This is a genomic window from Beduinella massiliensis (assembly GCF_900199405.1).
In the GTDB taxonomy this organism is placed as follows: Bacteria; Bacillota; Clostridia; order Christensenellales; family Aristaeellaceae; genus Beduinella; species Beduinella massiliensis.
Genome location: NZ_LT963430.1, coordinates 1,658,037 through 1,682,596, shown reverse-complemented (window position 1 = coordinate 1,682,596; position 24,560 = coordinate 1,658,037). Strand labels below are relative to the sequence as shown.

General features: G+C 62.3%; 20 protein-coding genes and 1 other RNA gene. 10 read left to right on the top strand and 11 right to left on the bottom strand.

The window, feature by feature from the left end:
• Positions 1–51 precede the first annotated feature (51 nt).
• Positions 52–1,287 (top strand): serine hydrolase, encoded by a 1,236-nt coding sequence (locus C1725_RS08265; protein ID WP_102411152.1) that lies wholly within the window; start codon positions 52–54, stop codon positions 1,285–1,287.
• Here C1725_RS08265 and C1725_RS08260 read toward each other — a convergent pair.
• A complete protein-coding gene (locus tag C1725_RS08260; protein WP_102411151.1) occupies positions 1,284–2,132 on the bottom strand; it encodes a YitT family protein in 849 nt (282 codons plus the stop codon). The two genes, C1725_RS08265 and C1725_RS08260, sit on opposite strands and share 4 nt — an antisense overlap.
• A gap of 112 nt (positions 2,133–2,244) precedes the next feature.
• On the opposite strand from C1725_RS08260, the gene C1725_RS19295 reads away from it, so the two are divergent.
• A complete protein-coding gene (locus C1725_RS19295) occupies positions 2,245–2,421 on the top strand; it encodes a hypothetical protein (protein WP_346026478.1) in 177 nt (58 codons plus the stop codon).
• Between the two features lie 116 nt (positions 2,422–2,537).
• On the opposite strand, the gene C1725_RS08255 is transcribed toward C1725_RS19295, so the two are convergent.
• From C1725_RS08255 to C1725_RS08245, 3 genes are all read right to left on the bottom strand, one after another.
• Complete coding sequence (locus C1725_RS08255) at positions 2,538–4,079, bottom strand: SH3 domain-containing protein (protein WP_346026477.1); 1,542 nt, start codon at positions 4,077–4,079, stop codon at positions 2,538–2,540.
• A gap of 143 nt (positions 4,080–4,222) precedes the next feature.
• Positions 4,223–5,068, bottom strand: coding sequence for a DegV family protein (locus C1725_RS08250; protein WP_102411149.1), 846 nt, complete (start codon positions 5,066–5,068; stop codon positions 4,223–4,225).
• Between the two features lie 107 nt (positions 5,069–5,175).
• Complete coding sequence (locus C1725_RS08245) at positions 5,176–6,801, bottom strand: M20/M25/M40 family metallo-hydrolase (RefSeq protein WP_346026476.1); 1,626 nt, start codon at positions 6,799–6,801, stop codon at positions 5,176–5,178.
• 148 nt (positions 6,802–6,949) lie between these two features.
• On the opposite strand from C1725_RS08245, the gene C1725_RS08240 reads away from it, so the two are divergent.
• Genes C1725_RS08240 through C1725_RS08230 form a run of 3 tightly spaced genes read left to right on the top strand, consistent with a single transcriptional unit; the run spans position 6,950 to position 10,014 of the window.
• Positions 6,950–8,236 carry a Gfo/Idh/MocA family oxidoreductase gene (locus C1725_RS08240; RefSeq protein ID WP_102411147.1) on the top strand — a complete coding sequence of 429 codons (1,287 nt, stop codon included), beginning with the start codon at positions 6,950–6,952 and terminating at the stop codon, positions 8,234–8,236.
• Between the two features lie 12 nt (positions 8,237–8,248).
• On the top strand, positions 8,249–9,523 hold the full coding sequence (locus C1725_RS08235) for a DUF308 domain-containing protein (protein ID WP_102411146.1): 1,275 nt from the start codon (positions 8,249–8,251) through the stop codon (positions 9,521–9,523).
• Between the two features lie 20 nt (positions 9,524–9,543).
• Positions 9,544–10,014: a GNAT family N-acetyltransferase gene (locus C1725_RS08230; protein WP_102411145.1), complete on the top strand. Its 471-nt coding sequence runs from the start codon at positions 9,544–9,546 to the stop codon at positions 10,012–10,014.
• Between the two features lie 38 nt (positions 10,015–10,052).
• Here C1725_RS08230 and C1725_RS08225 read toward each other — a convergent pair whose 3' ends face one another.
• From C1725_RS08225 to C1725_RS08210, 4 genes are read right to left on the bottom strand one after another with little or no spacing between them, the layout of a single operon-like run.
• Positions 10,053–11,045 carry an HD domain-containing protein gene (locus C1725_RS08225; protein WP_102411144.1) on the bottom strand — a complete coding sequence of 331 codons (993 nt, stop codon included), beginning with the start codon at positions 11,043–11,045 and terminating at the stop codon, positions 10,053–10,055.
• A 1-nt stretch (position 11,046) separates the two neighbouring features.
• Positions 11,047–12,801 carry an alpha amylase N-terminal ig-like domain-containing protein gene (locus C1725_RS08220; protein ID WP_102411143.1) on the bottom strand — a complete coding sequence of 585 codons (1,755 nt, stop codon included), beginning with the start codon at positions 12,799–12,801 and terminating at the stop codon, positions 11,047–11,049.
• 18 nt (positions 12,802–12,819) lie between these two features.
• Positions 12,820–13,605, bottom strand: a complete 786-nt coding sequence (locus tag C1725_RS08215) for a carbohydrate-binding protein (RefSeq protein ID WP_102411142.1) — start codon at positions 13,603–13,605, stop codon at positions 12,820–12,822.
• Between the two features lie 60 nt (positions 13,606–13,665).
• Positions 13,666–14,847, bottom strand: coding sequence for an MFS transporter (locus tag C1725_RS08210; RefSeq protein ID WP_102411141.1), 1,182 nt, complete (start codon positions 14,845–14,847; stop codon positions 13,666–13,668).
• 122 nt (positions 14,848–14,969) lie between these two features.
• Here C1725_RS08210 and C1725_RS08205 point away from each other — a divergent pair, with 122 nt between their 5' ends.
• Positions 14,970–15,878, top strand: coding sequence for a helix-turn-helix domain-containing protein (locus C1725_RS08205; protein WP_102411140.1), 909 nt, complete (start codon positions 14,970–14,972; stop codon positions 15,876–15,878).
• 53 nt (positions 15,879–15,931) lie between these two features.
• Here the strand turns inward: C1725_RS08205 and ssrS are convergent.
• A non-coding RNA gene (ssrS, locus tag C1725_RS08200) (6S RNA) lies at positions 15,932–16,116 on the bottom strand.
• 56 nt (positions 16,117–16,172) lie between these two features.
• Positions 16,173–18,548, bottom strand: coding sequence for a sugar phosphate nucleotidyltransferase (locus tag C1725_RS08195; RefSeq protein ID WP_346026475.1), 2,376 nt, complete (start codon positions 18,546–18,548; stop codon positions 16,173–16,175).
• A 206-nt stretch (positions 18,549–18,754) separates the two neighbouring features.
• Between C1725_RS08195 and C1725_RS08190 the strand changes: the two genes are divergently transcribed.
• The 4 genes from C1725_RS08190 to C1725_RS08175 are packed head-to-tail and all read left to right on the top strand — an operon-like array spanning position 18,755 to position 21,600.
• Positions 18,755–19,351: a TetR family transcriptional regulator gene (locus tag C1725_RS08190; protein WP_102411138.1), complete on the top strand. Its 597-nt coding sequence runs from the start codon at positions 18,755–18,757 to the stop codon at positions 19,349–19,351.
• Positions 19,344–20,198, top strand: a complete 855-nt coding sequence (locus C1725_RS08185) for an ABC transporter ATP-binding protein (RefSeq protein WP_428829597.1) — start codon at positions 19,344–19,346, stop codon at positions 20,196–20,198. The genes C1725_RS08190 and C1725_RS08185 overlap by 8 nt, the downstream gene beginning before the upstream one ends.
• Positions 20,195–20,896 carry a fluoroquinolone export ABC transporter permease subunit gene (locus tag C1725_RS08180; RefSeq protein ID WP_102411136.1) on the top strand — a complete coding sequence of 234 codons (702 nt, stop codon included), beginning with the start codon at positions 20,195–20,197 and terminating at the stop codon, positions 20,894–20,896. The genes C1725_RS08185 and C1725_RS08180 overlap by 4 nt, the downstream gene beginning before the upstream one ends.
• Positions 20,893–21,600 (top strand): hypothetical protein, encoded by a 708-nt coding sequence (locus C1725_RS08175; RefSeq protein WP_102411135.1) that lies wholly within the window; start codon positions 20,893–20,895, stop codon positions 21,598–21,600. Before C1725_RS08180 ends, C1725_RS08175 begins: the two co-directional genes overlap by 4 nt.
• Before the next feature lie 109 nt (positions 21,601–21,709).
• On the opposite strand, the gene clpB is transcribed toward C1725_RS08175, so the two are convergent.
• Complete coding sequence (gene clpB / locus C1725_RS08170) at positions 21,710–24,331, bottom strand: ATP-dependent chaperone ClpB (RefSeq protein WP_102411134.1); 2,622 nt, start codon at positions 24,329–24,331, stop codon at positions 21,710–21,712.
• Between the last annotated feature and the right edge of the window lie 229 nt (positions 24,332–24,560).

The window sequence follows — 24,560 nt, the reverse complement described above, 5'->3', positions numbered from 1 at the left end:
GCGCCGCGTTTCGCCTATAATGGTGCAAACCCGGTCGAAAGGGGATGCATCATGTCGAACGCCTTAATGGAGTCCATGGACTATCTCGTCCATCAAAACAGGATGCTCGCAGGGCTCAGCGTAGCCTACGGCACCGCAAGCGATCACCGCAGCGCACTGTGCGGAAACGCGCAGGAGGTGCTCATGGATGACGGCGGCGCGTTTTATCCTGCGCCCCGTCCGCTGACGCCTCGAACGCTTTACGACCTCGCCTCGCTCACGAAGCTGTTCACCTGCCTGTGCGTGCTTCGCCTCGCGCAGGAGGGACGCCTTTCTCTGGATGAAACGGTCGGCGACGCGGACCCGCGCTTTTACAACCTGCGATCCGTGACCCTCGGCGACGCGCTCTGCTTCCGCGCGCACCTGCAATCCAGCGAGCGCATCGATGCGCAGCCTACCCGCGAGGCCGCGCTCGCCCTCGTCTACGGCATCTCCCCCGCCGCGCCCCCGCCCGTAAAGCTCTATTCGGACATGAACGCGCTGGTGCTGGGACACGTCGTGGAGCGTCGGGCGGGCATGCCCCTCTACGACTTTATGCAGGAGACGATCCTGCGCCCGGCAGGCATGACGGAGACGTTCGCCCGCGTGCCCGAGGAGCGCCTCGCGGACTGCGCGAACTACAACTACGAGCACCGCCTGTTGGGCTCGCGCGCCCTCCTGCGCACGGACGCCGCGCCCGGCACGCCGCACGACCCGAAGGCGCGCGTTCTGGGACTGGGCGGCGAGGCGCTTTGCGGCCACGCGGGCCTTTTCAGCACGCTGCCCGACATGGTGCGCCTTTGCCAGGCGCTGCTCGCGGGCGAAATCCTGCCGCCCGCCTGCGTGCTGGAGATCGGCTGGAACCGAACCGGCCGGCCCAACGGCGACGGCACGTTCGTTCAATATCTGGGGTATCAGTGCTTTTGCAAGCACCCCCTCCAGCGCCTGTCCGAGGTGCCCGTCTACATGGGCGAGGGCGCCTTCGGCCTCAGTGGGTTTACGGGCAACCACCTGTCGCTCGACCCCGTGCGCGGCATCTTCACGCTGTTTCTGGGAAACCGTGTGCACAACCGCATCACGACGCTGGTGCCGCCCCCCGGACGCGGCGAGGGGGATTACGGGCTGGACGCGGACTTTGCGGGCGCGTTCCCCTGGCCCGGCGGCGGGCCCGCGGTCTACTCCTCCATCCATTACGTCTATCAAAAGGACAAGCGCCTTCACGCGCCGATCGAGGCGGACATGAAAGCGCTTGGGTGGATCGACGGTTAATTCTCGGCGCGAAAGCCCTTGCCGATGATCTCGCTCGTGTTGGTGATGAGCATGAACGCGTGGGGATCGATCGCCTTGACGTGCTGACGCAGCCTGACCGCCTGACCGCGCGTGACGACGGTGACGATGATCTTGCGCTGCTTATGCGTAAAGGCGCCCTCGCCGTCGTAGGTGGTCGCGCCGCGGTTGAGCTCGCTGACGATGAAACGGCAGATAGGATCGGGGTGCTCGGTCATGATCGTAAAAAACTTGCACAGGTTGATGTTCTCGATCACCCCGTCCACCATCAGCGACTTCATGCCCAGCCCCAGCAGGGAAAAGAGGCCCGTCTTGATCCCGAATACCGCCGCGGAGCCGATGACGATGAACACGTCCGTCAGCAGCAGCGCGCGGCCGATATCCATGCGCGTATACTTCTTGAGCAGCACGGCCACGATGTCCGTGCCGCCGGTCGAGGCGTTCATATTGAAGAGAATCGCCGACCCAAAGGCGGGCAGCATGACCGCGAACACCAGCTCCAGCAGTGGCTCGTCGGTGAAGGGGGCGGCCATGGGGTAGACGCGCTCCAGCAGGAACGTGATGCCCGACATGAGCAGGCTGGCGTAGGCGGTCGCGAGGCCGAACCTGCCGCCCAGCGCGGAAAATCCGATGACGAGCAGCGCCGCGTTCAGGATGAGCTGAATCGTGCCCGGCGTCATGTTCGGAATGACGGCGCCGAGGATAACCGCAAGGCCGCTGACGCCGCCGGTCGAGAAATGATTCGGAAATTTGAAAAAATAAACGCCGATGGTGACCAGAAGCGTGCCAAACGTCAGCTTGAGAAAATAGGTCAGCTTTTCGTTCATCTGTAATTCCCCGTCCGCTCCAATATTTGCAAACAGTTTAGCACAGTGCGTCCGAATTTTCAACGTGTAGTTCTTCCCACCACAGGGCACAATGCACCCGGAGGGATCTTGCATGAACTATCGAAATCTTTCTGAATTGCTCGAGCGCGACGATAAGGCCCGCTCGCTCTTCGACACGCTTTCGCCCGCCGCGCAAAGCGCCCTTGCGGCGAACGGGGAATCGATCGCGTCCATCGACGACCTGCGGCGCTATTACGCGCTCTTTCGCAGCGGCGAACGCCGCGTGTGAGGGCTGTGAAGGCTCTGAGGATTCCCTTTATAATATACTTTTCCCTATATAGCGCGCTATAGGATCAGCCTTCACAGCTTTCACAGCCTTCACGCGAACCCTTCGCGTTGCCGCCGTCAGCCGTTGCCGGGCCAGAAGCAGGCCTGCCTTACATACCCCACGCGGCCGTCCTCCGTCATCACCAGGAACCATTCGTCGCCGTGGACGCCGACGATGAAATGGACGGCGTCCCATGCCAGCGCCATCGGCTGTGAACGCTCGTCCGGCGCGCTGTAAATCATCACGTCCCGATGCTCGTCTTTAACGCATAGCTGAGGAAACGCGCATTGAACGCTCCGCATGTCGTCACCGAAAGCGAGGAATTCCGTCATCATCCAGCCTTCCAGGCCTTCGCCCTCGCCTGCGCGCACGTGGGCCCAGTCGCCCCGCACGTCGAGCACACGCACCGGCATGCGGTTGTAGAACTTGCCGTACGACGCCGCATTGCGGTCGGGCGCCGCGCGAAGGTGCAGGCGGTCGGCGGGGTTGGGGTTGTTTACCACGGCATAATCCCGGCTGTCGAGCTGAGAAAGCGCCTCGTCCTGCGATTCGGGCAGGCTCATCAGATCCACTTTCAGCAGGTCGCTCCATGGATGCGTGCCGTACGTATACTCGTTGTTGCTCCCGACAGACGGGAAGCCATCGCACACGTAGTTCACGCCTGCGGCGAAATCATCATCCGCCATGACCCAGTTGAGCGAATACGCCCCGCCGGCTTCGCCGCTGCGCAAAAAACCGTAAAGACCATTCTGATTGTCCAAAATGAGTATGATTTCTCCTTCTGACGCGTGGAAGGTATCAAGACGCGCCCCCTGCGGCAGCGTGCTCGTTTCGGCCGTCGAATACCGTTTTTCCGCGTCATTCCACGTCGCGATGACGATGCGCCGCGCGCCGTCCGCCGCCTCGGCGAGCAAAATCAGCTCCTCACGATGTGCGGAGAAATCCAGCAGCGAATCGCCCGCATCCAGCAGCACCCCCGCCATTTCGCGCAGCAGTTCATCCGTAACCACTCCGGGCTGCTGCGCAAGCGCTTCGATGTCGAAGCTAGAAAGATTCGCCATGCGTTCCTCAAACGCCGCGCTCACCGGAATCGGCGCAACATTCCGGGCGTCGAGGATGTTGTCGTTTTCGTCCGTCCGATAATAGGTATACGTCAGATACCCCTCTCGCAGGGCGGCCTGCCATTCTTCAAGCCCTCGAAAAATGGAAATGCTTCCCAGTCTCCAAATTCCGTCCTCGCCCTTTACCGCGTGCAGCCGGTATCTCGGATCTGCATAGCTGCAAAAGAGCACGTCGCCGCCTGTGTCGATGAAAAGGCTGGGCAGCCTGTCCCCCTGAAAAAGGGCAGAGCTGGTTTCCACCGTAAAGGCATAGGCCTCGTCCGACTCCGACTTTTCCGCGATGCACAGGATGTTCTCCTGGCCGTTCGTCAGCACGAGCGCGCACTGCCCGGACGTATCGCCCGCCCTGCCGTAGTACGCTCCGACCCAATAATCCGGGTAAATCTGCTCGCAGAGCGACAGAACCCCTGACGGCAGCGGCGCTTTATCTTCACATCTTGCCATCGCCGCGCCCGCCATCAGACAGAGCAGACACAGAACGCAGCAAATTCTTTTCACGATTACGCCCCCTTCGCTCAACCGTCCTTCATACATAGGCGCCGCGTTTTAGCAGGTTTAACCATTGAACGCGCCGCACGGCGTTTTTCATGCAGGCAGCAAAAAACCCGGAAACGCATTTCCGGGTCAATAGCGGTTTTTTGTCAGAACGCGATGATGATGCCGCCGTCGTTGGCGTACATCGTGGAAAGCGCCATCGTCGGCACCACGACGACCTCGCAAAGCTGCTTGCAGGAATCCATCAGATCCTGCTTGAACTTGGCTGCGCGCTCGGGGCAGTTGCAAAACGCCATCACCAGCCGCGCGGAGCGCTCCGGGATGTCCCCCAGCCGCTGGGACACGGCCTCCGCCATCACGTGCAGGGCCTTTTGCATGCCGCGCACCTTCTGGTAGGCCTCGATCTCGCCGTCGTTCGCCTGCATGACGGGGCGAAGCGACAGCACCGAAGCCAGCAGCCCCGCCACCTTGTTGATGCGTCCGTTGCGGATCAGGTTGCCCAGGTCTTCCAGCACGAACATCGTCTGCATCTCCGCCGCGCGCGCGTCCACCGCCTCCACGATCTCCTCGAACGTGCAGCCCGCCTCGATCTTTTCGCCAATCAGCATCGCGAGCAGCACCTCGCCCGCCGACGCGCTCTTGGAGTCGACCACGTGAATTTTCTTCTTCGGGTAGTGCTCCAGCACCATGGACCTGGCAAGCACCGCCGCGTTGTACGAGCCGCTCAGCTTGCCGGAGAGCGTCACCACGAAGCTCTCGTCCTCCTTTTCCATGAAAGCCGCGAACTCGTTTGGAGAGGGGCAAGCGGAACGGATGTGCTTCTTCGAAGCGGCCATGTCGGCGATAAATGCCGGAATGTCCACCGTCCCGTCGTCCACGTACTCCCGCTCGTCGTCGATGATGATGCGAAGGTAAGCCGTCTTCGCCTGAAAGCGCGCGCGCATCTCCTCCGTCAAGTCACAGCAGCTGTCCACGATCAGTTGAATGCCCATTGCCGTTCCTCCAAACCCGCGTTTCGCAGGAAATAGTTTTTAAAACCATGTTATACAGTTTATTATACAGCTTTGCTCCGCATCCGTCAACCGCAACCGTCAAAAAGTCAGTCGTTTGAAAGCAGCACGATCAGGCGGCGCAGCAGATCCGGCGCCTTGCCGAACGAGTAGGCGATGTCCACCCGCTCGGTAAAGCGGTGCGCATCCTTGCCCAGCGGCCCAAAGTTGACGAAGGGGATGTCGAGCCGCCGCATCGCCGAAAGCGGCAGGCTGTAAAGGCTGCCCCAGACCGGAAAGCAGGCCGCCAGCGCCTGCTCGTCCACATCTCCCCGCAGCGAGAGGTAGGACATGTCCGTCAGTCCCATAAAGCAGGGATCGACGGCCAGCCGCTCCCCCACCTCAGCGCCCAGGGCGGCCATTCGCTCGCAGGCGCGCCGCACCAGGCTCTCCTTTCCGGGCGCGGCGGCGTGAGGATAAAACGGCGGGCAGTAAAACAGCACGACGAGGGGCGAGCGATCCGGGTACATGCTGTGGGCTTTCGCGACGGCGGCGATGCTGACGTCGCGCACGTCCCCCTGCGCGTTCTGCGCGAGGAAGGCCGCCATCTCCCGGTCAAACGCCTCTCCATGCGCCTTGCGGCAGGCGTCGCAGAGCTCCGCATAGGTCAGCACCTGCGGCGCGAAGCGTTCCCGAAAGATGGCTCCGCCCGCGCGCCGCTCACAGGCAGCGTGCTTTTCGTCCACCTCCCGCAGAACCCGCGCAAAGGCTCGCCCGGCGACCGTGCGCATGCGCTCCATCACGTCGGCGGGCGTGCTGCTCGCCGTGATGACGTTGAAGTAGGCGTAGGCCGCGCAGGGCGTCTGCACGGAGTAAGCGTTCTTAAGGTCGCTTTGCTTGAGGCAGGTCGGCGCGGGCGTGCAGAAGCTATCCGAAACGTCCACAAATTCCGGCGAAAGCTCCATCTCCAGCGTGATCGCGGAGGCGAGCAGGTTCGGATCCAGCCCCGCGAAGGGCTCGCCCACGTGCGTCTCCTTGCCCACGCAGTAAAAGGATGGCATCAGCTTGCCCGCGGCGCCCACGTGCATGGCGCGCACGGCGTCGTCCCGTACCGGCGAGATGTTCGGCTCGCTCACCACACAGGCCGCGATGTCGAGCGCCTTCTTCTCCGCGTAGCGTTCGAGCCGGGAAACGGCTCCGATCATGCCGCAGGAATTGCGCTCCTCGTCCGGCACGCTGACGAGCAGCAGGTTGCAGGAGAGCTCGCCCGGGTGCGCGTCAAAGTCGTGCAGCAGCTCCACGTCCGCCGCGATGCCCCACTTCATGTCGCACACGCCGCGCCCGAAGAGGTAGTTTCCGCTGTCGAGGTCCTCCTGCGCCTCCCTGGGCAGGCGCAGCGCCCCCTCCCGCAAGAGGCGCGTATAGCGCTCGGGATCAAACGCCGCTCCCGCCAGCGCGCCGTACTCGTCTACCCCCACCACGTCGAAGTGGCTGAGCAGCATGAGCGTGCGACGCGTCCTCCGCCGCGCAGGCAGAAGCGCAAAGACCATTTCCCCATCCTCTTCCTGCCCGGACACCGGGAAAAGGCAGATTTCTTGCGGATGCTCCTTGAAATAGGGGATTTCAAGCAGCGCCTTTTGAAGCGCCGCCGGGAAGGCGCGCTCCCCCGGCGTGTGGCTCACGCTGCCGACCTCGCAAAACGCCTGTACATTCCGCCGCATTCGTTCCCTGTCCATGTAGAAGCCTCCTTTGCGCATTCGCCGCTTTAGACGGTTTAGTATAACATATCGGCGGCAGGAAAAAAAGCGCACGTTGCGGTCCGGGCGGCCTGATGATATAATCATTATGTACGATTCGCGAAGACTTCAAACGGAGGGATGAAACATGCAAAAGCCTGTCACTGTAGCGATCGTCGGTCTGGGCGGACGCGGCAAGGATACGTACGCCCCGATGGCGCTTTCCCGCCCCGACCTGATGAAAATCGTCGCCATTGCGGACATCGTTCCCGAAAAGGTGGACGAAGTCGCGCGCCTTTACGGCGTCCCGCGCGAGCGCTGCTTTGACAGCGCCGAGGCCCTGCTTCGCGAGCCGCGCCTCGCGGACGTGCTGTTCGTCTGCACGCAGGACCGTCAACATGTCGGCCACGCCATCCCCGCGCTGCGGAAGGGATATCACCTCTTGCTGGAAAAGCCGATTTCCCCTGTCCTCTCCGAATGTCAGCGCGTGCTGGCGGAGGCGAAGAAGGCCGACCGGCAGGTCGTCGTCTGCCACGTGCTGCGCTACACGCCGTTCTTTCAAAAGATCAAGGCGGTGCTGGACGCCGGACGCATCGGCGAGGTCGTCTCCGTAATGGCGCTTGAAAACGTCGTCTACTGGCATCAGGCGCACAGCTTCGTGCGCGGCAACTGGCGACGCGAGGAGGATACCAGCCCCATGATCCTGCAAAAGAGCTGCCACGACCTGGACATCCTGCTCTGGCTGCTGGGCGACCGCTGCGCCCGTGTCTCGTCGTTCGGCTCCCTGCGCCACTTCCGTCCGGAGATGGCGCCCGCGGGCGCAGCCGAACGTTGCCGCGACTGCAGCGCGCGGGACGGCTGCCCCTACGACGCCTATAAAATCTACCTCACGAACGAGGAGACCGGCGTGCTCGCCGGGCATACCGGCTGGCCCGCCGACATCGTCGCCATGCATCCGAACGAAGCGCGCATTCGCGCCGCGCTGGAAGACGGCCCCTACGGCCGCTGTGTCTACCACTGCGACAACGACGTGGTAGACCATCAGGTCGTAAACCTGGAGCTCGAGCACGGCCAGACGGTCAGCTTTACCATGTGCGCTTTCACCAAGACCGGCGGGCGCACCCTCAAGATCATGGGGACGCACGGCGACATCCGCGCGGACATGCACGAGAATACCATCGATGTAGAGCCCTTCGACGCGCCCAGCGAGCACGTCGAGGTGCGCACGCTGGCCGAAGACCTCTCCGGCCACGCGGGCGGCGATATTCGCATGGTGGAGGAGTACCTGGAGATGCTCGCCTCCGGCGGGCGGCCCAGCGGCACGCTCTCCACGCTGGAGGCGTCGGTAGAAAGCCATCTGGCGGCGCTCGCCGCCGAGGAATCCCGAAAGCATGGCGGCAGGGCTGTCGAAATCGCGCCCCTTCGCGGACTGTAAGCGGTGCAACGAATGAAAAACCGTTTCAAGCTTTTGGCGACCCCGCTCGGGCTGCTGGTGCAATCCGTCGCTTTCGCAGTGCTGGGCATCCTGTTCTTCGCTGCGCCCGCCTTTGTCATCCGCTTTTTGCACCACATTCTGTTCGCCGCCGCGCTCGTAAGCGGCGTGCTCTCCATCGGTTCCTATGTGCTGAGCCCGAAGCAGCGCCTGCGCACGACGCTGCTTCGCGGCCTTCTCTCCCTCGCCGCCGCGCTCGCGCTGCTGTGCTTTCCGCGCATGCTGGGTGCGGGGCTGGGCATGCTCGTCGGCATCTGGGCGCTCCTCAACGCGGTGATTTCGCTGGGCTTTTGCGTGCAGCTTCTCCTGACGCGCTCCGCAGGCTGGGCCTGGCACCTGCTGGTGGCGCTCGTCACCCTGCTCTTTGCCGCGCTGCTGGTCTTCCGTCCCTTCGCGGGCCTGCCCGCCGCCACCTCCGTATGCGGCGTCTACTTCGTCCTCTACGCCGCGGGCTCGTTCAGCGACTTCCTGCGCGAAGCCTTCGCCTCGGACATCGGAGGCGGCCGCGTCAAGCGCCGCCTGCGCATCGCCCTGCCAGTACTCGCCACGGCGTTTATCCCCAAGCGCCTCGTCACGACGGTCAACGACGTGCTTCAGCCCGCCGCCAAGCCCGACGCCCGCGTATCCGCCGCGCGCCGGCCGCATCGGCTCGAAGTCTTCTTCCATCTGGGGCAGCAGGTGGCCGCCGGATTCGGCCATGTGGATATCTGTCTGGACGACACGGTCTATTCCTATGCCTGCTACGACCAGCGAAGCACGCGATTGTTTACGCTTCTGTCCGACGGGGTGTTCATGCACTGCGAGCGCGAGGCCTATATCCGCTACAGCACGCAGGTCGAAAAGAAGACGCTCATGGGCTTTGTGATGGCCCTCACCGACGAGCAGGCGAAAGCCGTACGTCAGAAAGCCGGCGAGCTGCTCTCCGCCTGCACGCCCTGGGAACCCCGGCGCGACGTGAAGATCCCGCTTTCTGAGGACTACACCTATCTCATGCAGCGGGAGACGGGCTGCGTGTACGGCAAGGTCACCCGCGGGCCCTATCGCAAGTACAACCTGCTGCGCACCAACTGCGTCGCCCTGGCGGAGCTGCTCGTCGGCGCGGCGGGGATGGACCTGCTGCAGGGCAACGGCATCGTGACGCCCGGCTCCTACCTGCAATACCTGGACAGCCAGCTCGCGCTGCGCCACAGCGCCGTCATCGAAAAAAACGTGTACCCGGCGGGCAAGTGACCGCCCGGAGGGATCTTGCCATGGACATCACGATCCACCTCGCCGGGGTGCAGGATGCGGAGCGCATCTATGAAATGCAGCTCGAGGCGTTCTCTCCCCTGCTTTCACGATACCTGGATTATGAGACCAGCCCCGCGGCCGAGCCGCTGCAGAAGACAACCCAACGGCTGGCTGAGGCTTTCACAGACTATTATCTGATCTGCGCGGGCGGCTCTCCGGTCGGCGCGGCGCGCGTACGGCGAGTGAGCGATACAGCCTGCCGCCTGGGCCCTGTCTTCGTGCTGCCCGCCTATCAGGGGCGCGGCATCGCGCAGACGGCGCTGCGAAAGATCGAATCGCTGTACCCTCATGTGCGTCTTTGGCAGCTGGATACCCTGCTGCAGGAAAAGGGGAACTGTCATCTTTACAAAAAACTAGGCTACCGCCAGACCGGCAGCTTTCGGCAGGTCAACGATCGGCTCACGCTCGTCGACTACGAAAAGCGCCGATGAACGCAATAGGGCCGCGGCATGTTGCCGCGGCCCGTTTTTCAGTTCTTTTCCTTCATCCAGATATCGAAAGGCTGCGAAAGAAATTCCTTCATTTCTTCCCTGATCTGGGAGGAAAGGGATGTAACGCGCCCTCTGCCCCAAACGTAAGGATCGATACAGCGCCGTTTGGCGTCCACCTGAAGCCATCCTGGCTCATTGGGCGCGCGATCCCGGATGCGAAGCTTCGAGAGGGAGGTATACGCCTTCCAGGCAGCGCACATCCGGTCGTCTCCGCATAGCTTTTCAATCACCTGCGGCTCGGTGGTGTACAGATCCGCCTCAGACAATACAGAAGCTGAAAGCGCCAGGCGCAGAATATCCGCCAGACGCTGCATGGCAAAGCGATCCTCGTCGTGTACAAAGCGCCGTGAATTGACGAGCGCGCCCTGCGCAAACGCCACGGCTTCTCCCTCGTCTGTAAACATCAGCTCCGGGCATCCCTCTTCATTGACCCCAAGGCGCAGCGCAGCGTAGCACGCGCGAATGCGCGTTTCGTTCCACGTGCCGAAACAAAGAAAATTTCCCAGCGTATACTCCAGCCGGTCGGCCGAAAGGCGCGGCGTGTCGTTGTCCGCGACCGGGTAAACGTGGTAATCACTGACCTCTTCCGCCGTCAGCCCATATCTTTTGAGTGCCTTCCTGATCGCGGCAGAGGCGTCGATCATTTCCGCCGTGCGCGCTTCCGTCGCTTCTTGGCGCAGATAATCGCCCCGCAGGAAGTCCACCGTGTGCGCGAACACCGGCGTGCTGATGTCGTGCAGCAGCCCTGCGACGGCCTGGCGCGCGTCGCCCGTAAAGTGCCATACGATCAGCGCCACGCCGAGGCTGTGCGCGTACCGGTCGTAGGGCAGGCAGGTGCGATACCCCTCAAACCGCGTGTATTCGACGCCGCAGTTCATGCCGATCTGTTTCAGCCGGCGCATCTCCGGCGCGCGGGCGATCTCCTCGATAAAGTCCGGAACAGCGTCGTGATAGATCGAAAGCAGCCGCATCCTACGCCTCCATCCCGCCCAGCACGACGCCCTCGCCCGAGCGCAGCCGGATGCGCACGCAGCCCGACGTCACGGTAAAAACCCGCTCCGTCAGCAGGTCGCGGAGCTTCTTCTGTTCCGCAAAGGCGCCGGAAAGCGGAAGCATCGCGTCGCGCGTGCCCGCACCCGTGTTCAGCGCGCAAAGAAGCGTTTCCCTTTCCGTCTCCCGCCGATAGGCATAGACGTCCCCAAGCAGCGCGTGCGTGCGGAAGACGCCCCTTCGCAGCGTCTCGCTTCCGCTTCGAAGGGCGATGAGCCTGCGGTAATAGGCCTGCAGGCGGCTCTTCCCCACGGCTTCCCAGTCCATGGGACGCCTGCAATCCGGATCCGGGCCGCCCTGCATGCCCAGCTCGTCGCCGTAATAGACGATGGGCACGCCGGGGTGCGTCATTTGAAAGAAGGCCGCCATGCGGAGCCCACGCTCCCCGCCCGCTCCGCGCGAGATCATGCGCGGCGTATCGTGACTGGAAAGGAAGTTCCACAGTACGTCCTGCGTCCGCTGCGGGTAAAGCATAAGCGCGCGGTTCACGCGGGCGTCGAACTCCGAAAGCGGGATCTCCTTCTCCGCAAAGAAGGCCCACATCGCGCGTGAGAGCACGTAGTGCATCGTGCTGTCGAACATGTCGCCCACGCTCAGCCATTCGCGCGAATCATCCCAGCACTCCGCGACCAGCAGCGCCTCGGGATTCACGGACTTCACCATCCGGCGATAGTCGCGCCAGAAGTCGGGCCAGACCTCCGGCGATACGTCCAGCCGCCAGCCATCCACTCCGCAGCTTTCGAGCCAGTAGCGTCCAACCGCGAGAAAGTAATCCCGCGCGCGCGGGTTTTGAAGGTTCAGCTTGGGCATGTAACGCCAGTAGCCGAACGTCTGATAGCCGATTTCGTAACGCTCGTCGAAGAAAAACCAGTCGTAAAAGGCAGATTCCTTTCCCTTCGCCTGCGCGTCCTGAAACGGCGCGAAGCCAAGGCCGCAATGGTTGAACACGCCGTCCAGCACGATGCGGATACCCGCCGCGTGCAGCTCGTCTGTAAGCGTCTTCAGCTCCTCCCGCGTGCCCAGCAGCGGGTCGATGGTGAAGTAATCGAACGTGTTATAGCGGTGCGAGGTGTCGGAGAGGAAGATGGGGGTCATGTACACGAGTCCTACGCCCAGTTCCTTCAGATAGGGCACCGCCTCGCGGATACCCGCAAGGTTGCCGCCGAAGCGGCATTCGTTTTGATAGTTGCGGCTCGTCCACGGCTCGATGCCATCCTCCGGTTCGCCCGCGCGGCGGAACCTGTCGGGGAATATCTGATATCCCACGCATCCGCGCGCCCAGGCGGGCTGCTCCTGCGGGGCGTAGGCGTAGGCGAACGGGAAGAGCGCCGGACCGCCTCGGGGCATGGCATTTTCAGGATAAATGCCATCCTGGTCGAGATAGAACCGCGCGTTCTCGGATTCCAGCCGGAAAAAGTAACGGAGTCGCGGGTCAAGCGGCGCGACGATCGCTTCGTACACGTCGTGCAGGCCATCCCGGAAGGCGAGCGCCATCGGCGCTTCCCGAACCGTCTCCATCTCGGGCTTGTCCAGGTAGGCCTCGGTATACAGGGCCGTCAGCTTTTCCCACTCGCCGCAGCCTACGCGGATGCGCAGGCATACCCGCCCGTCCGGCAGCGCGTGCCGGTACTCCAGCCAGGGCATGTGGTAGACCGCCTCCAGGTGAATCGCCTTCATATGGATCGCCTCCTCTGCTCATGCGTCGCGGCCGTAGACCTCCCATTCCGTCAGCGCCGGGAAAGCCGACGGGTCGTCCGACTTTTGCAGGCGTTCCAGGCGCATCCAGGTCACCGTATGGGTGCCTAGCTCCACGCGCTGGCGTTCCGCCAGCTGCTGAAGCGGGAACGTCTTCTCCGTACCGTCCGAGAGGACGACCGTCGCTTCCGTCCAGTAGGCGTCGTGCGGGAAATCCGCGCGCAGCGTCAGGGCCATCGAATCCACGACTACGGGACGCCCGAAGTCGAGCGTCAGATAGGCGTCCGTGCGCGCGCCGATGCCCCAGGACTGGAACGGCCATTCGCCATGGCAGTGGTTGAGGCGCATACCGTCGATGACGTTGCGCGCGGCGAACACGGACTCGCCGCGCGTTTCCACGTTCGCCGTGGCGTGCGGGTAGCACTCCGTATCCCCGCGCTGATCCGCCGGGTTGAGGGCGACGTTCCTGTAAACCTTCTGTTCCGCCAGCGCGCAGGCGCGTGCCGTGATGACGTGGCGCGTGCCGTCGAATGCCTGCGGCGGGAACTGGAGCCGCCCCTCCCCCTGCTCGATGCGATAGATCATGCGTCCCTCCGGCATGTAGACGTTCGCCTCTGCGATCGCCTGATCCACCTTCACCGCGCCGTAACGGCAGCCGTCGTCGAGCGTAATCACCAGGTAGTCTCCCGCCTGATACAGCCCCTCATAAAAAAGCGAAACCTCCTGCGCGTGCTCGGCGCGCGCAAGGCATTGCTGCTCCGCATTGAATACCTGAATCTTGGGCATCGATTCCACCTCCTCAAAAGATGGCTTAACGGTATCACAAATCCCCCGGGATTGCAAGTCCTACGTCCGCTTTGTCCGCAGCGCGCTGAGAGAGAGCAGCAGCGCGGCGGGGAACACGACCGCCGCCAGCAGACCCATGCGAAGGTTGGCCCCCATCGCCTCGGAGACGACGCCTACGACCGCCGGGCCAGCGCTGCACCCCAGATCGCCCGCCAGCGCCAGCAGGGCAAACAGCGCGGTTCCGCCCCGGCGCAGGGCCTTAGCCGCCATGGAGAACGTTCCCGGCCAGAGGATGCCGACCGAAAGCCCGCACAGCGCGCAGCTCGCGAGGCCGAGCAGCGCGTTGCGGGTGAGCGACGCGCCCAAATAGCTCAGGATGCACAGCACGGCGCTTCCCGCCATGAACAGGCGCAGGCTGATGCGCTCGCTGAAGGCGGCATACAGCGCGCGTGCCGTGCCCATGCACAGCGCAAACGACAGCGGCCCCGCGAGGTCGCCCATCGTCTTGGAAACCCCCAGCGCGCCTTCTGCAAACGCGGAAGCCCACTGGCTCATCCCCTGTTCGGAGGCGCCCGCGCAGACCATCAGCAGCCCCAGCACCCAAAACGACTTCTCGCGCAGGAGCGCGCGCAGGGGCAGGCCCTCTCCTTCCTCCACCAGGCTCGCGATGGGAACGCGCGCGAAATACAGCGCGTTGAGAAGGGGGACGGCGGCCCAGACGCAGGCGAGCACCCGCCAGTTCGCGATGCCCACGGTCAGAAAAAACGCCGTGGAAGCGAGCACGACGAATACGTGCCCCCAGCAGTAGAAGGAGTGCAGCAGGCTCATGGCCGCCTCCTTGCGCGCCGTGGGGCAAGCCTCTACGATCGGGCTGATGAGCACCTCGATCAGCCCGCCGCCGATTGCATAGCAGACCACCGAAAGCAAAAGGCCCGCGTAGGGGCTGGGCAGCAGCGAGGGCAGCACCGCAAGGCCCACGAGACCCGCGCCCGCAAACAGGTGCGCCGCCACGATGGCTGTGCGGTAGCCGATGCGATCCACGAAGCGCGCAGCACTCAGGTCCACCAGCAGCTGCACCCCGAAGTTCAGCGTCACCAGCAGCGCGATGCGGTCCAACGATATGCCCAAGGTCGATTGAAACGTCAGAAAGAGCAGCGGCGCAAAGTTGTTTACGATCGCCTGCGTGATGTAACCGATGTAAGAGGCGTAAAGCGTGTGGTTATAGTTGTCTTTTACGGTCATCCGTCATTTCTCCCCATTGCGTGATTTTCCGGCATATGGTATCATTATAATAGCAATCAAAGGGAATACAATCGCACTTTAGGCTCAAATTTTAGCACAATCCTCCCAAGGAGTTGTTTTCCGTGGAGCAAATTACATCCATCCAGGTCAACGACCTCATGCGCGAGACGACCGCGCACGGAACGCCGACCTTCCCCATCGGCATCTATACGGACGACTTTGCGCGATATGATGGGCATATTGTCGCCTGGCACTGGCACCCGGAGGTCGAATTCGCTGTGGTCACGCGCGGGGCGGTCGAGTTCATCGTAGGCGAGACGCGCCTGCCCCTTCAGGCGGGCGAGGGCATCTTCGTCAATTCCGGCGCGCTGCACATGGCCCGTCCGGCTCCCGGCTGCACGGACGCGCTGATGTTTTCGACCGTCTTTTCGCCGCGCCTGCTCTGCTCCGGCAAGGAAAGCCCTATCTACACGAAGCTCGTTCAGCCGGTGACCACGGACGCCGCACTGCCGGCTTTCCGCCTCTGCCCCGCCACGCCCTGGCAGGCGGAGATGCTCTTCGCCCTGCACGGGCTGTACCGCAGCGCGCGGGCGGAGCGCTTCGGCAAGGAAATCGAGTATCTGGTGCACGTGGGCACCCTCTGGCACGCGCTCGTCACACATCTGCCCGACCTCGAGCGCACGTCTGTCCCCCAGCGCGAGCGCCACAGCGAGCTGCGCGTCAAAAAGATGCTTTCCTACATCCATCTGCACTATGCGGACGACCTGTCGGTCGACCACATCGCCGCGTCGGCCGGCGTGTCGCGCAGCGAATGCTTCCGCTGCTTCCGCCAGGTGCTGCAGCGCCGGCCGCTCGAATACCTGATCGAATACAGGCTGGAGCAGGCCGCGCGCCTGATCGCGCAGACCGATACGCCCATATCGCAGGTCGCTTCCTCCTGCGGCATGGGGCACGCCAGCTACTTTGACCGGCGCTTCAAGCAGCGCTATGGGCTGACCCCGCTCGCCTACAGAAGGCAAAGGCAGCCGTAAAACCAGATAAAACGACACAAAAAAAGCGGCCGATTGGCCGCCGTTTTTGCAATAAAAATCCCAAAGTGCCGTCCGCCGCCGTTTTTTCACCCGCCGCTCGGCAGGTCGGTGCCCTGCGGCACATTTGCTGCCGTCCCCTGGCGTGATATCACGGGGGCATGGCATCCATGCGCCGACGCAGACTCCGGTTGTGAAAATGTGGGTAAAAACTGGAAGCTCGCGCACACCTCAGGAAATCTGTCTGTGAAAGCCCTCAAGCTCTGCGGACATTATAGTATAGGGACGGGCCCACTGTCAAGGGGCGGGCCTGCGCATTTTGCTGCCACCTTCTCCCTGCACCAGCGCGCGCACCTTGTCCGAATACTCCGCGCACAATTCGCGGGCAAACTCCGCATCCTCCGATTCCGTGAAAATACGGATGCGGGGCAGCTCATCCGGGGCGTAGAGCGTCGCCCAGCCGTTCTGCGTGCGGATGCGCACGCCCCCGTCCGGCAGTATGCCGCCCGCCTCCTCGCACAGCGCGCGCAGAATGCGCCCCTTGTCCTTGAGCGCGCAGCTCACGCTCGCGTCCCGCCAGTAAAGGCGCGGGCAATCCCGCAGGATGTCGCGCGGCATGCGCTTCTCCGCGCTGAGAAAGGCCAGATGGCAGATCAGTGAGGCAAGCGCGTCAAAACGTACCGCACGCTGAAGCCAGAGCGCACGCTCCGTCAGCTGCGCGTAAAGCCCGCGCATGCCCGGGCGAACACGCTCCACCCGCGCGCCCTGCCGCTGCGAGAGCGCGTCCAGCGCCTGTGTCTCGTCCATGGGCACGACCAACGTACGCTCGCCCGCATCCAGCAGCACGAGCGCGCGCAGCGCCTGCATCTCCTGCTCGCAGAGCGCGCCTCCGGCGTCCAACACGCCGATGCGCTCGCCGTCCTTTGAAATCACAAAGCCGGTTTCCCCGTCCAGCAGCGCATGCGCGCCGCCTGCCTGCACGCGCACATGCCGCGCGCCGCAGAGCTCCAACGTCCTGCGCACCTGCCGCGCGCTGAACTCGCTTGGGCAGAAGACCGCCGCAGGCGCCTCCAGCGTTCTGCCCCGCGCGAGGCGCGCCACGGACGCCGTATAGAACGCCTCGCCGTCCTCGACGCGGTGCGGCGCGCGCACGCCCCGGCCGCTTGCAGGCGCAAAGTCCTGGCGTGAAAGGAGCGTCTGCAGGTTCCGTCGTTGTGCGTCCGACGCCGAAAGGCCGCCTTCCGCGAGCGGCTGCACGCCCTCTCCCGCGATAAACAGGCCGCAGGGCACGAGCAGCTGCTCCATCAGCGCGCGCAGCTTGGGCCGCCTGCCCTCGCCCAGCAGCACCGCCTCCACCCCCTGCGTCATCAGCGCCGCGCCCGCCGCCGCGTACAGCGCCTGTGCCTCCGGCGTGCCGTCGAAGAGCAGCGCCATGCGCCGCGCCTTCAGCACGTGCGCCCAGGCCGCCGCCACGGTCTGCACGTCGCGCGCGTTGGCAAGGGCAATGCCCGTCTCCCGAACGTCCGGACAGCAACAGTCACCCCAGACGACGTTTTCCGCCGCCTGAAGGCCCGTCATCACGCGCTTGTGCGGCCAGACCTTGACGCCCTGCGGGAGGCACGCGCCGTCTTCCAGCACGCTGCCGTCGCCCAGCGCGCTGCCCTCGAACATCCGCGCCTGTGCCTGCATCCGCGCGCTTCGGCAGACGACCGCGCCGCGAAGCTGCGCTCCTTCCATAATCCGCGCGCCCGGCCAGACGACCGACCGCTTCACGGTCGCCCCGGCCTCCACGACGGCCTGCGCGCCGATGCAGGAATGCGCGCCGACTCTGCTGCCCGTCTGAATCAGGGCGTCCGTGCCGATGTAACAGGGCGCTTCCACCAACGCGCCCGGCTGGATGCACGCGCCCGGTTCCACCACGTTTCCCTCCGCGTCACGCTTCGCGGGCAGCGGCAGGTTCACGCGCCCCTCCAGCATGTCCTCCTGCGCGCGCACGTAAGCGGCCTGGTCGCCGATGTCACACCAGTAGCCGTCCATGACGTAGGCGCACACCGGCATGCCCTGCCGCACGAGCAGCGGAAACAGATCCCGCCCGAAATCAAAGGGCCCGGTCCGGGGGATGTACTCGAACACCTCAGGGCTCAACACGTAGATGCCCGTGTTCACCGTATCGCTGTACACCTCGCTCCAACCCGGTTTTTCCACGAACTGGCGCACGCGCCCCTCGCCGTCCGCGATCACCACGCCGTATTCGAGCGGCACCTCCACGCGGCGCAGCACGATCGTCGCCAGCGCCCCGTGCGACTTGTGGCAGTCCATGGCCGCGCTAAGGTCGCAGTCCGTCAGACCATCGCCGGAGAGCACAAAAAACGGCGAATCGATCTCGTCCTGCGCCATGCGGACGCTGCCCGCCGTCCCCTGCGGCGTGCGTTCCCGATAAAATCGCAGGTTTACGCCGTACGCGCCGCCGTCCCCAAAGGCTGCTTTCATCTGATCGGGCAGGTATTGAATGGTCGCGGCGACGTCCTTCACGCCGTGACGCCTGAGCAGCTCCAGCGTGTAGGCCATCACGGGACGCCCAAGCACCGGCACCAGCGGCTTGGGCAGATCGCACGTCAGCGGGCGAAGGCGCGTTCCCTCGCCTCCCGCCATGATGACCGCCTGAATGCCCATGTGCATACGCCTCCTTTTCGCCCCACAGGGGTGAAGATGCGAATAATATGCACCGAAAGGGCGGGCGTTAATCACGAAAAAACCAGATCGGGTCCTTGGGCTCGACCCTTCACGCGATCTCCATTGACAAGGCGTTGGGCAGGCGTTATAATTCAAATGACCAAATATATCAATTTAGTCATATCGGTCGGAATGGAGGGATAAACATGCCCAAGTTCAGCGAGCTTGAAAGAGAGCGAATCCGTCAAAAGCTGATGCAGGAAGGCGAGCGGCTGTTCACCTCATTTGGGATCAAAAAAGTATCTATCGACGAAATCGTGCGGGCGGCCGGCATCGCCAAAGGCACATTTTACGCTTTTTACCCGAGCAAAGAACACCTTTATATGGAGATTGCGGGAAATCAGCAAACCCGGATGTGGCGTGAGATGGACGCGTTTTTAAACGAAAACCGATCGTTGCCGCCAAGAGAGCTGTGCAAGCAATGCTTTCTGTGGATGTTTAGCGAGCTGCAGCGCTATCCCATGCTGAAAAAAGCCGATCGTGAAACCGCCGATTATCTGTATCGCAAGCTGCCCCCGGAGGTCATCGCGGCCCATACGGAAGATGACAGCGGTGAGCTCATCCGATTAGAGGAATACGGCGTTCATTTTACGTGCGGGATGGAGATCGCGACCAAGACGCTGCAAACCCTTGCGATCGGCTTTCTGACCTTGCAGCAGGACGACGCTGCCGACCAGCAGACCGTCATGGCGCTTATTTTGGACGGCGTATTAAAGGAGATCATACAGGATGAAGCTGATTGACGTTCACGAGGTCTTCCTGAAATACCCCTCGTGCAGGCTGGATACCCTTCAGGGGATCGACTTTGACGTGCAGCAGGGCGAAATCTTCGGGTTCCTGGGCCCGTCCGGCGCGGGCAAAAGCACCCTGCAGAAGATACTGACGGGCACCCTGCGGAACTATCGCGGGAGCGCCCGCGTCTTCGGTCTGGAGATAAAGAACAGGACCCGGGATTATTACGAAAAGATAGGCGTGGACTTTGAATTTCCCAACTTCTACGGAAAATTTACCGCAGCCGAGAATTTGAGGTACTTCGCCTCCCTCTATTCCAGCAAGACTTTTGACCCGATGCTGCTCCTGGAAAAGGTAGGGCTTCAAAACGACGCCGACAAAAAGGTCTCAAGCTATTCAAAGGGCATGAAGATGCGGCTTGGCTTTGTCCGTGCCCTGCTGCATGATCCTGAGCTGCTTTTTCTCGATGAGCCGACCAGCGGCCTTGACCCCGCCAACGCAAGAGTTGTAAAGGACATGATCTTAGCGCAAAAGAAGAGGGGAAAGACCATCATCTTGACGACCCACAACATGCACGACGCACAGGAGCTCTGTGACCGAGTCGCGTTTATCTCTGGCGGAACGATTCGGGCGATCGACACGCCGCATGCGCTGCAAAAAAGCGGGGCCAGCACGAAGGTGGAATACAGCTTTTTAGCGGACGGAAGAGAGGTACAAGACGTCTGCACGCTCGCAGAGCTGGCGCATGCGGAGGGCTTTCAGTCCGCGCTGCAAGATGGCAGGCTGACGCGGATTCATTCAAAGGAACCGACGCTCGAGGACCTGTTCATCCAGCTTACGGGAAGGCGGCTGCAATGAGGTTTATAAATGCCTTAAAGAACGACGTTCGTTTCCAAATAAAATACGGTTTCTACTTCCTGTACGCTTTTTTTAGCGCGGTTTACATCGCCGTATTGGTGGTGACACCCCCGGTTTATCAAAAGATAGTGTCCTCTCTCATCGTCTTGTCCGACCCCGCAATGCTCGGCGTCTTCTTTGTCGGCGGAATCTGGCTGCTCGAAAAAGGAGAGGGCCTGCATCTGTTCTGGTGCGTTTCGCCGCTCCGCCCCATCGAATACGTCCTGTCAAAATCCGTGTCGTTGGCCGTCCTGTCGACGATATCGGCTGTGCTGATCGCGGCCGTCTCCATGAGAGGCGCGGTCCGCCTGGCACTCCTGGCGTTCAGCGTGTTTGGCGGCGCGGTCGTCTTTAACGTCGTAGGGCTGACGGTTGCCTCCTACGCCCGCTCCGTAAACCATTATATGCTCATCGTGACGCTTCCTGCGGTGTTTCTGTCCATTCCTCCTATTCTGACTGCGCTTGGCTTTACGCATCCAGCTTTGGAGCTTTTTCCGGGTACGGCCTTATGGCACATGATCGCATCTTCGATCGATCCCGAAAAAAGCGCAAGTCCCGGCGCGTTCGTTGTCCTCCTTCTCTGGTTTGGCGCCCTGTTATGGATCGCAAAAATTCGCATCGGGACCGCTCTGCAATCGGAAGGAGGGAACGGCGAATGAGGTACACGCTGAAGCTCTTTCAAATCGGCCTAAGACAGATATCAAAGGACGGGATGCTAATCGTCCTGATTCCGGCGCCCTTTTTCATCGGGATATTTTTAAAGCTTGCGGTTCCCTTCGCAAATCAGATTTTAACCGACAAATACGCATTTTCGATTATGCCCTGGTACGGCCTCGCAGACGGAATGTTGATCTGCCTGACTCCTGTGTTCGTTGCGATTACATCGGCCTTTTTGCTTCTGGAGGAGCGCGACCAGGGGGTAAGCGCGTTTTATCAGGTCACCCCGGCAGAAGGGGTTTCCTATTTGGCGGCGCGGATCGCGCTCCCCATGATAGGGGCATTTCTCGCTACGTTGATCGCATCCATCGCCTTTGCCCTATCGTCCTTATCCTTTAATGTCATCCTTTTAAGCGCGCTCATCAGCAGCTTTACAGGCATTGCTTTAGCGATGATGGTCGTTTCCATCGCGGGCAATCGGGTGGAGGGGCTCGCTCTTTCCAAGCTGATGGGAATCAGCTTTATCGGGCTCATCTTCGCATGGTTCGTCCCTACCCCGTATCATTTTATCGCGGCCCTTCTTCCGTCCTTCTGGATTGGCAGGCTGTTGACGGACGGGGCGAGCCTTCTCGCGTTTATTCCGGGCCTGACGTCCTGCCTCGTCTGGATCGCCCTGTTTACGAGAAGGTTTTTGAGGAAGATATAGCTGCTTTCCGTGCGCGCTGAAAGAAAACTCCGACAAAAGGACCGCTCATCGAATCCACCGCGCGATGGCTTCGATGAGCGGCCTTTTTATCTATAATACGGCGTCCGGCTTACCGAACGCTGTAGGGCTGCTCGGTTCCGAGCGTGAGCTCCCGTCCGTCGTAATCGACGATCAGCTCGCTGCGCGGGGCGACCTCCGCCGCGATGAGCATTCTGGCGATCAGCGTCTCCACCTTTCGTTGCAGGAAGCGCTTGAGCGGGCGCGCACCGTAGACCGGGTCGTAGCCCTGATCGACGATGTAGTCCCGCGCCGCAGGCGTCAGCACCGCCGTGAGCTGTTTGTCCTGAAGCCGCCGGTTCAGATCCTGCACCAGCAGGTCGACGATCGAATAGATTTCCTCCTTCGTCAGCGGCTTGTAGAAGACGATCTCGTCCAGACGGTTGAGGAACTCCGGCCGGAACTGATGGCGCAGCAGCGCTTCCACCTGCGCGCGGGCTTCCACGCTGATGTTGCCCGCCTCGTCAAATCCCTCCAGGATCGCCTGCGAGCCCAGGTTTGAGGTCAGGATGATGATGGTGTTCTTAAAGTCCACCGTCCGCCCCTGCGAGTCGGTGATGCGTCCGTCGTCCAGGACCTGCAGCAGCACGTTGAACACGTCCGGGTGCGCCTTTTCCACCTCGTCAAAGAGGATGACGCTGTAGGGCTTGCGACGCACGGCCTCGGTCAGCTGACCGCCTTCCTCGTAGCCGACGTATCCCGGAGGCGCTCCGATCAGGCGGGACACGGAATACTTCTCCATGTACTCGCTCATGTCGATGCGCACCATGTTCTTCTCATCGTCGAAGAGCGCCTGCGCCAGTGCCTTGGCCAGCTCCGTCTTGCCCACGCCCGTCGGGCCCAGGAACAGGAAGGAGCCGATCGGCCGGTTCGGATTGGCGATGCCCGCACGCGAACGGAGAATCGCCTCCGTCACCTTTTCTACCGCCTCGTCCTGGCCGATCACGCGCTCGTGCAGCACGTCGTCCAGGTGCAGCAGCTTTTCGCGCTCGCCCTCCATGAGCTTAGCGACCGGAATGCCCGTCCAACGGGCGACAATGCGGGCGATCTCCTCCTCCGTCACCTTGTCCCGCAGCAGCGTGCGGCGCTGCTTCTCGCTCTCAGCGATTTTTTCTTCCTCTTCCAGCTCCTTTTGAAGCTGCGGAAGCCTGCCGTACTTGAGCTCCGCCGCCCGGTTGAGGTCGTATTCGCGCTGGGCGCGCTCGATCTCGGCGCTCACCTGCTCGATTTCCTCGCGCAGCTTCTGCACCTTGCCGATCGACTGCTTCTCGTTCTCCCACTTGGCCTTCATCTCCCTGAACTGAGCGCGCATGTCGGCCAGCTCCTTCTGGATGTCGGCCAGGTGCTCCTGCGAAATCTGATCCGTCTCCTTCTTGAGGGCCGCCTCCTCGATCTCGTGCTGCATGATCTTGCGACGGATGTCGTCCAGCTCCTGCGGCATGGAATCCATCTCGGTGCGGATCATGGCGCAGGCCTCGTCCACCAAGTCGATGGCCTTGTCGGGCAGGAACCGATCGGAGATGTATCGGTTGGACAGCGTCGCCGCCGCAATCAGCGCCTGATCCTGAATCTTTACGCCGTGGAAGACCTCGTAGCGCTCCTTGAGTCCGCGCAGGATGGAGATCGTGTCTTCCACCGTCGGTTCGTCCACCAGCACGGGCTGGAAGCGGCGCTCCAGCGCGGCGTCCTTTTCGATGTACTGGCGGTATTCGTTCAGCGTCGTCGCGCCGATGCAATGCAGCTCGCCGCGCGCCAGCAGGGGCTTGAGCAGGTTGCCCGCGTCCATGGAGCCCTCGGTCTTGCCCGCGCCCACGATCGTGTGCAGCTCGTCGATGAAGAGGATGATTCGTCCCTCGCTCTTCTTGACCTCCTCCAGCACGGCCTTGAGCCGCTCCTCGAACTCGCCGCGGAACTTCGCGCCCGCGATCAGCGCGCCCATATCCAGCGAGAAGATGTGGCGCTCCTTCAGGCTGTCCGGCACGTCGCCCCGCACGATGCGCTGCGCTAGGCCCTCCGCGATGGCCGTCTTGCCGACGCCCGGCTCGCCGATGAGCACCGGGTTGTTCTTCGTCTTTCGCGAGAGAATGCGAATGACGTTCCGCACCTCGCCGTCCCTGCCGATGACCGGGTCCAGCTTGTTCTGCTTCGCCAGCTCAACCAAGTCGGAGCCGTACTTCTTGAGCACGTCATAGGTCGATTCCGGGCTGTCGCTCGTCACGCGCGCGTTGCCGCGCACGCCCTGCAGCACCTCCAGAAAGCCCTTCTTCGAGATGTTAAAACGGCTCAACAGCTGCTTGACCGCGGCGTTTCCTTTCTCCAGCAGCGCCAGGAACAGGTGCTCTACGGAGATGTACTCGTCGTGCATGTGCTGCGCCTGACGCTCCGCCTCCGAGAGCACCGCGTCCACGTCCGGCGCGACGTAGATCTTCCCCGCCTCGCGTCCCGGGCCGCTCATGCGCGGCATGCGGGCCATTTCCTGCTCGCATGCGCCCGTAAACGCTCCCGCGTCGATCCCCATTTTCGTCATGAGCTGCCCGATCAAGCCTTCCGGCTGGCTCGCCAGCGCATATAGCAAATGGATTTGCTCGATCTGCACGCTCTGGTTTTCCGTCGCGATGCGCTGAGCCTGCGCGATAGCCTCCAGCGACTTTTGTGTAAATCTCTGCGTATCCATGAAATTCGCCTCCATCCGCGGCGCTCTGCGCCGCTCTTTCCAAACATTCCTCGTTTGTGATTGCAGTATACCATAGTCAAAGAAAGTCAGCAATGTGCAAAGCTTAAGAACTTTCAAATTTTATTTATGCGACATAAACAAGGATGTGTCCATAGTAATAAAGCTGCCCGGACTGGATGAAACGCCGCAAAAATGGGCAAAATGGAGGCGCAACATAAGCATCGGAGGG